Origin of the sequence: Bacillus sp. FH (assembly GCF_052216825.1) — a bacterium.
Lineage (GTDB): Bacteria > Bacillota > Bacilli > Bacillales > Bacillaceae_G > Bacillus_A > Bacillus_A paranthracis.
This window is the reverse complement of record NZ_JBQOUU010000001.1, coordinates 353,408-368,868: the sequence shown is the minus strand read 5'-3', so window position 1 is coordinate 368,868 and position 15,461 is coordinate 353,408. Positions and strand designations below refer to the sequence as shown.

Genomic DNA, 15,461 nt, shown 5'->3' with positions numbered 1-15,461 from the left:
TCTTAATATATTAAAATAACATCGTATTATGTAAGATTTTAATTATTAGGGGAGAGAAATTTTATGTTGAAAAAAATCATTCCAGTTGCTTTAGCATTAAGTACAGTTACTTTTACTAGTGTATTCGCTGTGCCTTCAGCCCAAGCAAGTACAGAATCAAACCGCTACATAGATGTGCAAATGCTCGGGATTAACGATTTTCATGGGCAACTAGACACAGTAAAAAAAATTAACAATAAAGATGCAGGGGGAATCGAGTACTTAGGGGCTTATTTACGCGATCGTGAAAAACAAAATCCGAATACATTAAAAGTACATGCTGGCGATGTTGTTGGAGCAAGTACTCCTGTTTCAGCATTATTACAAGACGAACCTACCATTGAATTTCTAAATGATTTAAAATTCGATGTTGGAACGATAGGAAATCATGAATTTGATGAAGGTGTTGAAGAAATGAACCGCCTTATTTATGGTGGATACCATGAGAAAACAGGGAAATTTAAAGGAGCAAAATTCCCATATGTTGCCGCAAATTTCTATAATAAATCCACCGGTCGTTTATTTTTACCACCATTCACTATAAAAAAGGTACAAGGAGTTCCTGTTGGATTTATCGGAGTCGTAACAACGGATGTGCCTAATCTTGTTATGCCTACTATGCTAAAAAATGTAGAAATTACAGATGAAGTTGAAGCTATTAACAAATCCGTAAAGCAATTAAAAAAACTAGGTGTTAAATCTATCGTTGTTCTTGCACATAACGGGGGGACAACAGATGGGAACGGCGTAACAAATGGTGATATCGTCCGATTAGCAAATGAGACTGATCCAGAAGTCGATGTTATTTTTGGTGGGCATAGCCACACTTATGTAAATGGAACTGTTAATAATAAACTTGTCGTACAAGCAAATTCTTACGGTATGGCTTTTGCTGATGTTGATGTAAAGATTGATCGTAAAACACAAGATATTGTTGAGAAAAAAGCAGAAATTGTTACAACTTACCATGAAGGCATGGAGCCTGATAAAAAAATAAAGAAGAAGATGGAGAAATATCAAGCAAAAATCGCACCTCTTGTTAATGAAGTTGTAGGTAAGTCTATTGCTCCACTAGATCGCAAACTAAATACAGCTGGTGAGTCTACTCTTGGAAATTTAGTTGCTGATGCCCAGCGTGCAACAATGCAATCTCAAATTGCACTTATGAATCCTGGTGGTATTCGTAATGACTTAGATGCTGGTGATATTACATGGGGAGAGATATATGGTATTCAACCATTCGGAAATCAATTAATAAAAGTAAATTTAACGGGTCAAGATATTCGTGATATTTTAAATCAACAATGGCAAAAAGATATAACAAGAATGCTTCAAATTTCAGGGATCCAATACACTTGGGATGCAAACAAACCTAATGGAGAAAAAGTAACAAGTATTCGCCTAACAAATGGAGAAGAAATGATTCCTTCTAAAACTTACAGCGTCGTTGCAAACGCATTTCTAGCTTCAGGTGGAGATGGATTTGTATCCTTTAAAAACGGTAAAGATGCTGAAACAGGACCAACTGATTTTGAAGCATTAGTAGATTACATAAAAAAATCAAAAGAACCAATTCAGTCTATTATTGATGGAAGAATTCAAAAAATAAATTAGGTTTTTATTAATCTCAAAAAATAGATTACCTATGCACTATACTTTTTCGTGTGCAGGTAATCTATTTTTTTGATTTGAAATAGAGTTTTACCGTGGCTAATAGGTATACCGTCTAGATGCAGAATGCCGAAAAAAATGAAATTCGTATAATTGCTAATTCATCCGTAACTATCATTGTTTTGTTTGATAGCAATGGAGTACGGCCACACATCCATCAACTTAAGAGTTGGGACTATTCTAGAGATTAAAAGCACGTTAGCATTTTCTTAATTAATGGGAAAGAGTGACATACTTTTTAGGAATATGCATAAAAAACAAGGGGTGTCATTATTTGCCGAAGATTTATCTCAATAAAAGTCTCCCAATACACTTAATCAATTCACTAAATTAGAGTTGAGTTTTTGGTAAGAAGGGAGCCATATGTTTCGAACGAAATGTAGAAATTTCTATAATAGTTTCCTTCAGTTTCTTATCTAGCTTGAGTGCATCTGGGAGTAGTATCGCCTATCAAATTAAGACCATAGACAAGATGAACTTTCGTCTATTAGAACTGAAATATTCTTAATATAGAGGCATACTAGATTATGATGTTTTTCCGTAACAAATATAGTTAAAAATTTCAGGTTTAGAGAGAATTATAAAGGGTATACATACAATATAAAGAGTTGATTGGAGATGAATTTTATGGTTTCAAATTACAGCAAATTTTATGGTGAATGAGTCTATAAAATTTGTATTCTTACTTTAAATAAAAAGGGGGTTAGTATACATGAATAAATGGTTAATAAATAAAAAAATCCTATTTATTTTGTAAACGAGGGGCGTGTGGAAAATGAAAAATATGAAACGCAAGCTAGGAACCTTTGCACTCACAATGACTGGGATTGGCTCGATTTTAGGGTCTGGCTGGTTATTTGGTGCATGGAAGGCTGCTAAAATATCAGGAGGGGCCGCTATCTTTTCTTGGCTCTTAGGAATGATTGTAATATTATTTATTGCCTTACCATATAGCGAGTTAGGAGCTATGATTCCGGAGGCTGGCGGAATGGTAAAATATACCCAATACTCACATGGAGATTTCGTAGGATTTATTGCTGCATGGGCGAATTGGATAGCCATCGTCTCAGTTATTCCAGTTGAGGCTATAGCCTCAATACAATATATGAGTTCATGGCCTTGGGAGTGGGCAAGTTGGGCCAAGGATTTAGTAGACAATGGGATGTTGACTTCAAAAGGTCTTGCAGCTGCTTCTTTACTTATTATTATATATTTCTTTTTAAACTATTGGACTGTTAGTCTATTTGCAAAAGTAAATTCTCTAATTACTATATTTAAAATCGTAATTCCTGGTCTTACAATTGGTGCATTGCTATTCGTTGGATTTCATGGAGAAAACTTTACTAGTCATCAGGACTTTCATGTATCTAATTGGTCAAATGTATTAACTGCTATGGCAACATCCGGTGTTATTTTTGCATTCAATGGTTTTCAGAGTCCAATTAATATGGCTGGTGAAGCAAAGAACCCAGGGAAATCCATTCCTCGGGCAGTTGTAGGATCTATTTTAATTTCAACTATAATATATGTATTATTACAAATTGCGTTTATCGGCGCTGTAAATCCTAATATGATAATTAACGGATGGTTAAATTTAAATTTCAATTCACCATTTGCTGATTTAGCGATAGCACTAAATATTAATTGGTTAGTTATTGTATTATATTTAGATGCTTTTGTATCTCCTTCGGGTACAGGTACTACTTATATGGCAACCACATCACGCATGCTGTACGGAATGGAGAAGAATGGATATTTCCCTAAAGTTTTTGGGAAATTACATCCTATATATGGTGTGCCTAGATTTGCCATGATGTTTAATTTAATGATTTGTTTTGTTTTTTTATTTTTATTTAAAGGATGGGGTGTTTTAGCTGAAGTGATTTCAGTGGCTACATTAATTTCATATGTTACTGGACCAATAACAGTAATGACCCTGAGAAAAACTGCACCTAATTTTCATCGTCTTTTCTATATAAAAGGATTAAACATTATCGCACCTTTAGGGTTCATTTTTGCATCATTAACATTATATTGGGCAAGGTGGCCGTTAACAGGAGAAGTAATGTTTATTATACTTATGGGCTTACCTATATATTTTTATTATCAATTAAAAACAAAATGGGTTGGATTTAAGAAGAATTTTTTAGCTGGATTATGGATTGTAGGGTATTTATTATTTATGATTTGTATATCGTACATTGGAAGTGAAAAATTTGGTGGGTTAAATATTATAACTTATGGATGGGATATGGTACTTATTTCAATTGTTTCATTTCTATTTTATAGATGGGCTATAAATAGTGGATTTAAAACAAAAGATCTACAGGTAGCACAGAAGATTAATGGTAGAATTAGTTGAATAATATACATAAATTAGAAAAAATGATTTATTTGAGGAATAAAGAATTTGTATTTATTTAGAAAGTATAGTTAAATGATTTCTTTAAGTAACAGGAGCAGCTAGCAAAGGCTAACTGCTCAACTCTCGACCAAGGGAGCTAGAGTTGGGAAAATATTCAAAGCTGACTTTTAAAAGTCTTATATAGTATCGAGAAAACGTGGGTCGTATTTGTATGAAACATAAAAGAGTAGCTAATAAAAGTTAATTGCTAAGCCTTTGAGTAAGAAGGGAAAACAAAAACTGTATTTGCATTACTAACAGAATGTTGCGTTTTATTTATAGAGAAAATGCATGAAATTCTATATTACATGGGATGAGCGATGTAGCTCTGTTGGAAGAAAGAGTGAATGAATCCCAAAAAATCTAGACAACTTTCTGAACAAACGTTTATCCCGCTTTAATGGACAGTAAAACCCCCACCTGAAAATGCAGCGAAAGCAAAGAATTTAGGTGGGGATTGGGCTGCCCATTAAAGTCCGATTGGTTCAACTAATAATCAGTGGGGGATGAAGAAAATCCCCACTGATTAAAGTTTCACTTTATTAGCGCTTCAAGTACTTTAACGGAATTTGAAATAAAAATTATGGGTTAATGGTATGAATGTATACCAAAAACTATTACGTGAAAAGTATGTATTAAATAGTGAAGGTAAATTAAATGAAAATATATCTTGAACAGAAGACACTATATAGTGTAATACTTATACAAAAACAGTTCATTTAACTAAAAAGGACAGTTAAATGAAATATAACCGTTCCTAATTATAGGAACGGTTATAAATTTATCATGTGCTGGAGGTCAATCCGAATGGCATGGACTACCGTTGCTAAATAGTATGGACATGGAATTTAATGAGTATACGTAATAATAGCAAACAATAATAGTGGAAGCCGTAACGAATTATTAGTTCGTGATGCTGAAAGTGCAATCGATCAAATGAAATATAAAATCGCACAAAACTTCAATATATAACTTGATGGTCGATTCACTCGCTAATTATATAGTGTATGGATTAGAAGGAGGGATTATAATCTCTCCTTTTTTATTGGGAAAAATCTATGCTCAAATGGTTTTCAAGAAATTTTAAGTAAAAGTACAAACTACTCTTCTGGATAGGAAGAACTGAGCTTATAGTTAGAAATTCATTATTTTGATAAGAACATATTTAATAATAAAAAGTAGTTAGCAAAAGCTAACTACTCGGTAACCAATTTGTTCTAAAACAGGTTAGTTATATTTTGGACACATCTTTAAAAAAATATACAACATAAGTGAAAACAGTAATCTATGTTAATTGCTCTAACAAATAAAGCAAAAAGGGTCTAATATTAATTATTAAGTATTCACGATGTTAAAAACATAACAAAAGACATGTTTTATACCAATTTCGCTTCCTAATTGTTTATTACATTTAATAATATAAATAATTTTATTAAAATAAATGATGCAACGCAAATTAATTTAACTGCCGTAGATGTTGAAGAGTTAACTTGAAGGGGTAGGGAAGCTGTTTACTATTGCTTAGAAGAAATATCAGAATAGGTTTTTATAAGGGAAAAGCTTCATTTCGTTTATATCAAAATTTTGGGGGGAAAGAGATAAATGGTAGAAAGAATGAATAGATAAACAAATTCTCAAAAATCATTATTACGTAGGGGGAAATCTATGGATAAGATAATAACGTTAATTTAAAAATTTCTTTTTTTATTTTTAACGTATTATTCTCGGAATAACATAATTCCTCCAAATAAAAGGAGAAATCAAATGTGAAATCATCGATAGATAGTATTCAAAAAAGTAAAAAATTAAAAAATCAAGAAAAGGGAGAGAGAGCAACATGGAAATCAATGTCTATGTTTCTAGTTCCCTTGCTTTTAAGTAACATATTACAATCAGTTGGACAATTATTTGGTATGGTGGTAGTTGGACGATGGCTTGGTGTGAATGAATTAGCTGCCATTTCAGCATTTTTTCCATTATTCTTTTTACTTGTTTCGTTTGTAATTGGGATTGGATCGGGTAGTTCGATTTTAATTGGTCAGGCATTTGGAGCCCGTAATGAAGATCGTTTAAAAGCCATTGTTGGTACGACGTTAACATTTACCTTTATAATAGGCGTTATTTTGGCAATAGCGGGAAATGTATTTGCTCTGAACATTATGCGTTTTATGGGTACGCCAGAGAATATAATTGATATGAGTGTGCATTATGCGCGTATTTTATTTATTTCTATGCCAGTTTTATTTCTATATTTCTCCTATACAACGTTTATACGAGGTACAGGAGATTCTAAGACACCGTTTTATTTCTTAATTGTTAGTACAGTCTTAAATATAATTCTATTACCTATTCTAATTTTTGGTTGGCTAGGAATACCCAAACTTGGTGTGTACGGAGCTGCCTATGCTTCTGTTATCTCGACCGTTGTAACATTTATTGTTATGCTTATGTATTTGAAGAAGAAGAATCATCCACTGCAATTAGATGAGACTGTACGGAAATATCTTCGTATGGATTGGGATTTATTAAAACTATTATTACGCCTTGGAATTCCAGCGAGTATTAATATGATTCTCGTTTCGTTATCTGAGATTGCGGTAATCGCATTTGTGAATCGTTTCGGTTCTGATGCGACTGCTGCATATGGGGTTGTAAACCAGGTTGCAAGTTATGTTCAGATGCCTGCGGTTAGTCTTGGAATTACGGTATCTATTTTTGCTGCGCAATCTATTGGTGGGAAACAATTTAACCGATTAGAGGAAGTTATTCGTGCTGGAATTATTATGAATTATATAATTGGTGGTATATTAATTGCTTTTATTTACTTGTTTTCAAGAGAAATCTTATCATTATTCTTAACGAACACGAATACAGTTGAAATTGCGCATAGTTTGGTGATGATTACACTTTGGAGTTACTTAATTTTCGGTCATGCTCAAATTATTGGTGCGACAATGCGAGCAAGTGGAACTGTATTATGGCCCACTATTATCGGTGTCGTATCAATATGGCTTGTAGAAGTCCCTGTTGCTTATTATCTTTCTTATCATACAAATCTTGGTATAAAAGGAATATGGATTGGATATCCAGCAGCATTTATTGCAAGTTTACTTTTGCAATATGGATATTATAAACTTTCATGGAAGAAGAAACGAATTTCAAGACTTGTTAGTTAGAATGGAAGGTGAAAAATGATATTCTCTTATAAGTTGTCAGTTTTAGGAGTATGACTATAACAGCATCAAACGAATAAAACCGAGTTACCCTCAAACGGGAGTATGTTGGTTGTAATTGTAAATTCAATTTCATCCTTTCATAGTTATCTTTAGAAGTTCAACTCAATTTTTCATGTTGGGGAAGAATATATTTCTTGAATTAATAGGAATAGGACAGATTATATTTCGATTTGAGATTACGGACAATAAGGAGTTAAAAAAGTCAAAACAGCTACATGCTATGTAGCTGTTTTGGCTTACATAAATTTAATTAGTAACCAGAGTCTTCTGAAGTAAGGTTATCTATCATTTTATAATCGTATTTTTGTAATGGTTTCTCAGCAGGCCCTTCAAGTACTTCTCCTGTATATGAGAATCGCGAACCATGGCACGGACAATCCCAAGAACGTTCTCCATTGTTCCATTCAACTTCACATCCAATATGGGTACAAGTTGTATCTACAATATGAAGCTTACCTTCTGCATCTTTATAAGCTCCTTTTCTATGTCCATCAATATCAACGACAGCCCCTTCATCGTTAGATAAATCACGAATACATTTTTGTGGAATCTCTAACTTTCCTTTAATTAAGTGACCAACAACATTGGCATTTTCGACTAAGAAGTTCTTTAAACTTGGATTCATATGGAAACGGGAGGGAGTATATAATTCCCGAAATTTGTTCTTTTCTTTTAATATGATATCTCGGAATAAAAGAGCAGCTGCAGTTCCATTAGTCATACCCCATTTTCTGTATCCAGTGGCAATTAATATGTTTTTTTGATCAGATGTGATTTCACCGATATAAGGAATTTTGTCTAGTGTAATTAAATCTTGTGCTGACCAACGATATGGGATATTTTCAAGGCCGAAAACTTGTTGTCCGAATATTTCTAGTGCTTCATAATGTTTTAATGTTTCGCCGCCTTGTCCCGTTTTATGACTTTCTCCAGAGATAAGAATGAATTCTTCTCCATTAATTGTTGTGGAACGGAGAGAACGTGTCGGTTCATCTACACTAATATACATACCACCTGGATAATTTGTTCTTGTCTTAGCAGCAATTATATAAGATCGGTCTGCATGCATTCTTGTAGAGTAAAGTCCTGCACCTTCATAAAAAGGGAAATGGGAACAAGAGAGAATATACTTCCCTGTAATTTGAGCTCCTCCACGGGTAAGAACCACAGGTTGCTCGCCTGTTTTTATATTTACTGCTGTGGTATTTTCAAAGATGTATCCACCTTTTTCTGTAATTATATTTGAAAGATGGGCTAAATATTTAAGTGGATGGAATTGTGCCTGATTTCTCATAACAAGTGCATTATGTATTTTTAAATCAATAGGAAGTTTGTTTACAAGCTCGCCTTCAATATGAAGCTCTTTATAAGCTTCTGCTTCTTTTTCTAACTTATATGCATATTCTTCTGTTGTGGCATACAGATAAGCATCTTGTTGAGTGAAATCGCAATCGATTTGATGTTTATTAATTGTAGTTTGAATGAATTTTAAAGCATCGATGTTTGCTTCGTAATACAATCTTGCGGTAGTTCTTCCGGTATATCTGATAAGCTCTTCATAAATCATATCATGTTGAGCAGTAATTTTAGCTGTCGTATGTCCAGTCGTTCCATTTAATAATTTGTCTGCCTCTATAACAGCGACTTTTAGACCTTCATTTACTAAAAGATAGGCAGAAGTAATGCCAGTAATTCCTCCTCCTACAATAATAACATCGACCTGCATGTCATTTTCTAAGGAAGGGTATTTTGGCAAATCGATACTGCTCGTCCAATAAGATTCGACATTATGGGGTAATATTCCATCGTAATTATTGTTATTTGTCACTATAAATCCTCCATCTAATGGTTTATAGATCTATTATTTCCATTTATTAGAGAGGTAAACTTTGAGTTTAGAAAACAGCAAATTGTGGTTGGATGGCATGTTCAATTTAGATGTAATTTTGTGTGAATAAAAGTAATTTGTCTATAGCAAATATCTTTAATTAATTATCATGTTCAGAAGGATAAAAAGTAGAAGATCTACATGGTGAAACAAGATACTTCTTGTGTTTGCTTTATAACTCGGAGGGTATTTCTTCTCTATTCTAGACATTGTGTTGCCCTTAAATAAAGTTTAATCAAATTAATACTACATAACCTTGATAAACAATCATAGAAAAGAGTGTGTTTTGAAAAAGGTAAATCAAAACACGCTCTTAATACTTTCAGTTGTTTTATTCTTTTATAAAAAAGTTTGATCATTTCCTATCTGCATGACTACACTATTAGATTCTTTTCTTTAATAAGTTTAAAAGTTAATGTGGAGAATTCAAATGCTCATAAAGAATACTTAGCTAACTGTTCACCCCAAGATGATAATTCAGTTTCAATAAATCCTACTTTTTTATATAAAAATTTAGCTGTAAAGTTTTCAGGAGCATATCCAATCATTATTATAGAAATGTTTGCGTTATTATTTCTTCTTATCTCATCAATAACTAGATGTATAGCTTGCTTACCTATACCTTTCCCTTGAAATTTTTTATCAATCATAAGTCTATAAATCCAATAATTATTATCATCAGAATCTATCCCAAACATAGTAAATCCTATCATTGTTTCATCAAGATAAATACCTTTTGCATAGAAATCATCCAGAAATTGAACTTCTGCGATAGAATAAAGGTTGGATGCAATCAATGTTTGTTGTTCTTTTTTAACAGATAATCTAATTGCTTCTTCCCAATTATTTTTGTCAATTGGCTTTAAATAAATTTTTTTCAATCTGATACTCTCCTTCTAATATTAAAGGGGAACCATGTAGTTTATGTGCTATTGGAACGTTATCCCCTTATTTTTTCGCCCAACCAAATAGAAATAATTTCTCATCGACAACGCCTCCTTAAAGGTATAGTTAAAAACACTATACTCAATATAATTATATTCTTTCCTCTATATTTTTTTGAAGACCTTATTATCCATATCCAATTTCACTGTTAACTTAGTAACGGTTATTCCATTAAATGGCTCTTTAACGGAATAGTTTATTGTCATTTAACGGTTCCTTAATTGCTCTTTCACTATCAGAAGATGTTTTTTTCATTATAAATATGCCCTTTATATCATCAAAAAGGGGAGATAAGGTACAATCATAATTCTAAATAACTGTTAATATAGCAATATTTGACACATTTAAAATGATTAAGGTTTCTTCAAAAAAGTGCTCTTTTTAACTTTTAAACCTTATCTCAAGCTTAAAATTGTTTTGGATTATGAAAAATGTATCTTTAATAGCAACATGTTTTTATATTAGTTAATTGCGTTTGATATACTGCTTTGGCTCAGTGCAACGGATAATGGATTCAATTAAAGGGTATTATCAAAAAGAATACTATAAAACAAAACAATTTCAGAAATAGATAAGGGGTGAACAAGTGGTGGAAAACATGATAAATGAGGATAACTCTGGTTTACAAAGGCAACCTTCTCAAAAAACGGTTGGTCAATATTTATTCGATTGTTTAAAATTGGAGGGAATTACCGAGATTTTTGGTATTGCAGGGGACTATAATTTTACACTTCTTGATACTTTAGAGTGTTATAAAGGTATCCGCTTTATAGAAGGGCGGAACGAACTAAACGCGGGCTATTCTGCAGATGGCTATGCAAGAATTAAAGGGATGTCCGCACTTATTACAACTTTTGGAGTTGGAGAACTCAGCGCTTGTAATGCTATAGCTGGGGCTAATAGTGAGCATGTACCAATCATTCATATAGTGGGTGCGCCTCCCGAAAATGATCAAAAAGAGCATAAGCTGATGCATCACACTTTAATGGATGGGAATTTTGATGTTTTTCGCAACATGTATGAGCAAATTACTGCATACAGCGCGGTGCTTACGCCTGAAAACGCTAAAATTGAAATTCCAGCCGCAATTCAAATTGCTAAAGAAAAGAAAAAGCCTGTATATCTTGTTGTGGCCGATGATTTAGTGACCAAGCCGATTAAAAATCGTGTAGAGCCAACAGAAGAGCGCTCAACATCTAATTTAAAAACCCTTCATGCTGCGGTCAATCATGTCCATAAGCTACTAGATCGTGCGCATCGACCAGTTATACTGGTGGATGTAAAAACCATGCGTTTCGGTCTTCAAGCGGCTGTTCAACAACTGGCAGACACCATGAATGTTCCTGTTGCAACGATGATGTACGGAAAGGGAGGATTCGACGAAAACCATCCAAATTATGTGGGAATGTACTTGGGATCTTTTGGAGATTCTGAAGTTCAAAGTAAGGTGGAAAATGCAGATTGTATCATCGCAATTGGTATGGTATTAGCGGATACTAATACTGCAAGTTTTACTGCAAAACTAAACCAGCTGATAACCGTCAATATTCAACCGGATATGGTTAAAATTGCTGAGGCAGAGTATCCGAATGTTTTTGCAACTGACATGTTACTCGCACTACAGAATGTGGGTTATAAGGGACAAGGTTTGGTAGAAAAAATGTCATTCCCTTACGACCAATTAAATACTAACACCGATGCCCTTCTAATAGCAGCGAACTATTATCCACGTTTTCAGCAGATGCTGAAAGAGGAAGACATTGTAGTTGTCGAGACCGGTACATTCTATTACGGAATGGCAGAGGTGAGACTACCGAGCGATGTAGTATATATTGGGCAAGGTGGTTGGCAGTCCATCGGTTACGCAACCCCCTCGGCGTTCGGTGCTATTATGGCTGTGCCTGAACGCCGAGTGTTTCTGTTTACAGGGGATGGAGCCTTACAACTGACAGCTCAAGAAATCAGCACCATGCTTTATTATGGATGCAAGCCTATAATTTTTGTCTTAAACAATGATGGTTATACGATTGAAAAATATTTGAATGTAAAAACAAAAAATCAAAAGTACAACAAAATTCCTCAATGGTCTTATACTAAGCTAGCGGAAGTTTTTGGAGGCGATGCGCTTACAGCTACAGTCCGTACCTACGGAGAGCTTGATCAGGCAATAAAACAAGCTGAAATAGAAAGTACTGAAAAACTTTGTATTATTGAAATGATTGTAAAAGATCCAATGGATGCATCTAGATATATGAAAAAGATGCGCAATTATATGGAAAAGCAGGAAATGCAGCGTACTCAGCCAATAGTCTTGAATAGACCGGGAAGATAAGTCTAATTTTTTGATAGGAATTATGCAGTAGATAACTCGTTTCCTCACGAATATACAATTCTATTTTTGGGATTTGTTTTTCATTTTGTTTGTTCGGAAAAAGACTGGATGCGTATGGACTATATTTACATTCTGTGTAGCTATTTCTCGTATCTGAGTAGGAGTTCATTATCCTTTCGATGGCGTAACAGGAGTTCTAATAGGGATTTTTTCAGCACTATTTTCGTATTGGGTAACATACAAAATTACACTTATTAAACAATTGTTTAATCTGTACGGAAAAATAGAGCAGAATGTAATATCCTCTAAAAACAAATGGAAAAACTTTTGATTATGCAACACAATAAAAAAGATTACATATACTAATGAATATTTTGTTTCAATATCGTCTATATTAAAGAGCGCTTTTAAAAGCGCTCTTTAATTCTTAAATAAGAATTTTGTTTAATTTTATTAGTTGACCAAGAAATATAGACAAATTTATCAGGAGTGTTAGTGTAAATGTACTTGAAGAGATGATGTTCTAAAAGATGTTAACAAAAATTAGGATTTTTTAGTGGTGATTTATTTATTGATTCTGTTTATATAAAAATTACATAACAGTAGCTGAAATAAAGCCATTAAATAAGACTAAAGGATTAAGGATTGGATTCAGTATGGCTGGAATCCATATAAAGGTTGATGGCCAACCATGAATAAATAGTTGGCCATAATAATCTTAAAGATCCATATCTTTTAATCCGGGACTATGCTCATTTGGCATTTCAGGAAGTTCTGGTACAGGAAAACCTTTTGGCGGTTCCGTTACTGTTAATGTTCCTTTGTTTCTACTTGGTGATTCACCTTGGAATATTTCTCCCATTCTTGTTGGATCTAAGCTGAAATTAAATTGTGCGTTATGGAATCCCATATCTACATACTTTCTGCACTCTGGGTATTTATTAATATCATAGTTCGGCACAGGGAAGAGTTTGCCCCATTCAACCCCAAGTGTCTCTAAAGCTTTTGCAAAAGCATTTTGATGTGCATTATCACGTACAATTAAAAATGCAAGAGTTTCTCTAAAGGTTTGATTAGAACTCATTTCATAAATTCTAGTTTTTTGAAGTACACCTGTAGATTCAAGTACGACATTATCTAGTAAATCGCTAATTAAGTTTCCATGACTATATACCCAAGATCCATTCCATGGGTTGCCAGCTGCATCAACAGGTAATGAACTTTGAGCCCCTACAATAAAGTGATGAGGATTTGCATGTTTAACCGCTTCGTCAAGTGGTGCTGTGTCAATACCAGCATTTCCAGGCGTAGGTTCACCAGATCCAGTTAATAGTTGATTAATTGTATGTTGTACAAGTTCTACGTGACTTATTTCCTCTAAAAAAACACCTCGAAGTAAATCACGATATTGCTTCTCTTTACCTCTAAAATTTGAACTTTGGAAGAAGTATTGCATCATTGTACGCATTTCACCATAATGCCCACCTAATATTTCTTGTAAAACTTTTGCAGCAGCAGGATCTGGTTTGTCCGGCTTAATCATATTAATTATTTCCTCTTTATAATAAAACATGAAGTACACCTCTTTTAAGTTAGTTAACATTGTTATCGTGTCCGGTAATTGGTTACTTAATACTGGAATTCATTTTTTTACCAAAAACTTTTACCTTAAAATGCAAAGTCTTTTTGAAATAACTATTTTCGATGTGAGATGAAAATGGGGGAAATACTTAGTGTTTTAATAAAAAAGATAAGATTACGAAATGTAATCTTATCTTTTCATTAAGAATAATGAATTATATTTTCAAGGCTTTAAAATGACTTTTATACAATCATCTTCACGATTATTAAAAATTTGATAACCGTAGCTTGCTTCTTCAAGGGGGATTTTGTGTGTAATAATCTCTTTTGGATCAAATTCTTTGTTTGTTATTTTCTTAAATAACTCCGGCATAAAATGAATGACAGGTGCTTGTCCCATTTTTAGATTAATATTTCTAACCCAAAATGCCCCGAGTGGAAAGGCATTATAATTACCACCATAAACACCGGTCATTTGAACTGTTCCATATTTTCTTACGGCTTTCGTAGCGATTTGAATAGGACCGAGGGTACCGCCTTGTAATTTTAATTTTTGTTCCAGAAATTCTAGTGGTGATTTTTTCCCATCCATGCCCACGCAATCAATAACTACATCCGCACCGCCATGCGTAATTTCCTTTAAATGTTCTCCCATATCAGGAAATTTTGTAAACTCAAATACCTCAACATTGTTAATCTTTTTTGCATAATGTATTCGATAATCTAAGTAATCGACTGCGATTACTCGTTTAGCACCTTGCATCCAAGCAAATTTTTGTGTCATTAATCCAACAGGTCCACAACCAAGGACAATAACAGTATCACCTCGTTTAACACCTGCATTTATTACACTCCAATAGGCTGTTGGCAAAACATCAGATAAAAAGAGTAGGGATTCATCTTCAAGTTCGCATGATTCTGGTATAACAAATGGAGTGAAATTTCCGAAAGGAACTTTTAAATATTCAGCTTGTCCGCCCGGATGATTACCAAATTTCTCTGTATAACCAAAGTACCCGCCAGAATCATAATGAGGGTTGGAGTTGTCACATTGACTCTCCATTTCATGTTGGCAATAGAAACAATGTCCACAAGCAATGTTAAAGGGGACCACAACACGGTCTCCTTTTTTTACTTTAGTAACATCTGGACCAACTTCTTCAACAATTCCCATTGGTTCATGACCAATAATGTACCCTGGAGGTAAAGGCATGTTGCCTTGATATAAATGTAAATCAGAACCGCAAATAGCGGTTGAAGTAATTTTTACAATAATATCATCTTTTTTCTCTAACTTTGCATCATCCACTTGTTTAACTTGTACTTTGTTTGGTCCTTGATAGGTTACAGCTTTCATCTCATATC

At 33.6% G+C, this 15,461-nt stretch carries 8 protein-coding genes and 1 pseudogene; 5 read left to right on the top strand and 4 right to left on the bottom strand.

The features are described 5' to 3' along the window. Positions 1-63 precede the first annotated feature (63 nt). The 4 genes and pseudogenes from ACTT1L_RS02000 (at position 64) to ACTT1L_RS01985 (ending at position 7,290) form a co-directional block, all read left to right on the top strand. Complete coding sequence (locus ACTT1L_RS02000; RefSeq protein ID WP_285000838.1) at positions 64-1,653, top strand: bifunctional metallophosphatase/5'-nucleotidase; 1,590 nt, start codon at positions 64-66, stop codon at positions 1,651-1,653. Between the two features lie 832 nt (positions 1,654-2,485). Further along, on the top strand, positions 2,486-4,072 hold the full coding sequence (locus ACTT1L_RS01995; protein WP_442821761.1) for an APC family permease: 1,587 nt from the start codon (positions 2,486-2,488) through the stop codon (positions 4,070-4,072). 909 nt (positions 4,073-4,981) lie between these two features. After that, positions 4,982-5,083: pseudogene (locus ACTT1L_RS01990) on the top strand (small, acid-soluble spore protein, alpha/beta type); the annotation flags it as partial. Positions 5,084-5,961: 878 nt separating this feature from the next. Beyond that, the gene (locus ACTT1L_RS01985) at positions 5,962-7,290 is read left to right on the top strand and encodes an MATE family efflux transporter (protein ID WP_218952603.1); all 1,329 of its coding nucleotides are present in this window, start codon (positions 5,962-5,964) and stop codon (positions 7,288-7,290) included. A 310-nt stretch (positions 7,291-7,600) separates the two neighbouring features. Here ACTT1L_RS01985 and ACTT1L_RS01980 read toward each other — a convergent pair whose 3' ends face one another. Continuing rightward, entirely contained in the window at positions 7,601-9,178 is a 1,578-nt protein-coding gene (locus ACTT1L_RS01980) for an FAD-dependent oxidoreductase (RefSeq protein WP_048557738.1), read from the bottom strand. 494 nt (positions 9,179-9,672) lie between these two features. Continuing rightward, positions 9,673-10,119, bottom strand: a complete 447-nt coding sequence (locus ACTT1L_RS01975; protein ID WP_000725628.1) for a GNAT family N-acetyltransferase — start codon at positions 10,117-10,119, stop codon at positions 9,673-9,675. Positions 10,120-10,772: 653 nt separating this feature from the next. Between ACTT1L_RS01975 and ACTT1L_RS01970 the strand changes: the two genes are divergently transcribed. After that, positions 10,773-12,515, top strand: coding sequence for an alpha-keto acid decarboxylase family protein (locus ACTT1L_RS01970; RefSeq protein ID WP_086708296.1), 1,743 nt, complete (start codon positions 10,773-10,775; stop codon positions 12,513-12,515). Positions 12,516-13,233: 718 nt separating this feature from the next. Here ACTT1L_RS01970 and ACTT1L_RS01965 read toward each other — a convergent pair. Then, positions 13,234-14,088, bottom strand: a complete 855-nt coding sequence (locus ACTT1L_RS01965; protein ID WP_000500345.1) for a manganese catalase family protein — start codon at positions 14,086-14,088, stop codon at positions 13,234-13,236. 231 nt (positions 14,089-14,319) lie between these two features. After that, positions 14,320-15,453, bottom strand: a complete 1,134-nt coding sequence (locus tag ACTT1L_RS01960) for a zinc-dependent alcohol dehydrogenase (RefSeq protein WP_074541019.1) — start codon at positions 15,451-15,453, stop codon at positions 14,320-14,322. Between the last annotated feature and the right edge of the window lie 8 nt (positions 15,454-15,461).

Bases quoted from the DNA above. Each gene is read 5' to 3' on its own strand.
- ACTT1L_RS02000 (WP_285000838.1), top strand. From the start codon at position 64: ATGTTGAAAAAAATCATTCCAGTTGCTTTAGCATTAAGTACAGTTACT.
- ACTT1L_RS01965 (WP_000500345.1), bottom strand. From the start codon at position 14,088: ATGTTTTATTATAAAGAGGAAATAATTAATATGATTAAGCCGGACAAA.
- ACTT1L_RS01960 (WP_074541019.1), bottom strand. From the start codon at position 15,453: ATGAAAGCTGTAACCTATCAAGGACCAAACAAAGTACAAGTTAAACAA.
- ACTT1L_RS01995 (WP_442821761.1), top strand. From the start codon at position 2,486: ATGAAAAATATGAAACGCAAGCTAGGAACCTTTGCACTCACAATGACT.
- ACTT1L_RS01985 (WP_218952603.1), top strand. From the start codon at position 5,962: ATGTCTATGTTTCTAGTTCCCTTGCTTTTAAGTAACATATTACAATCA.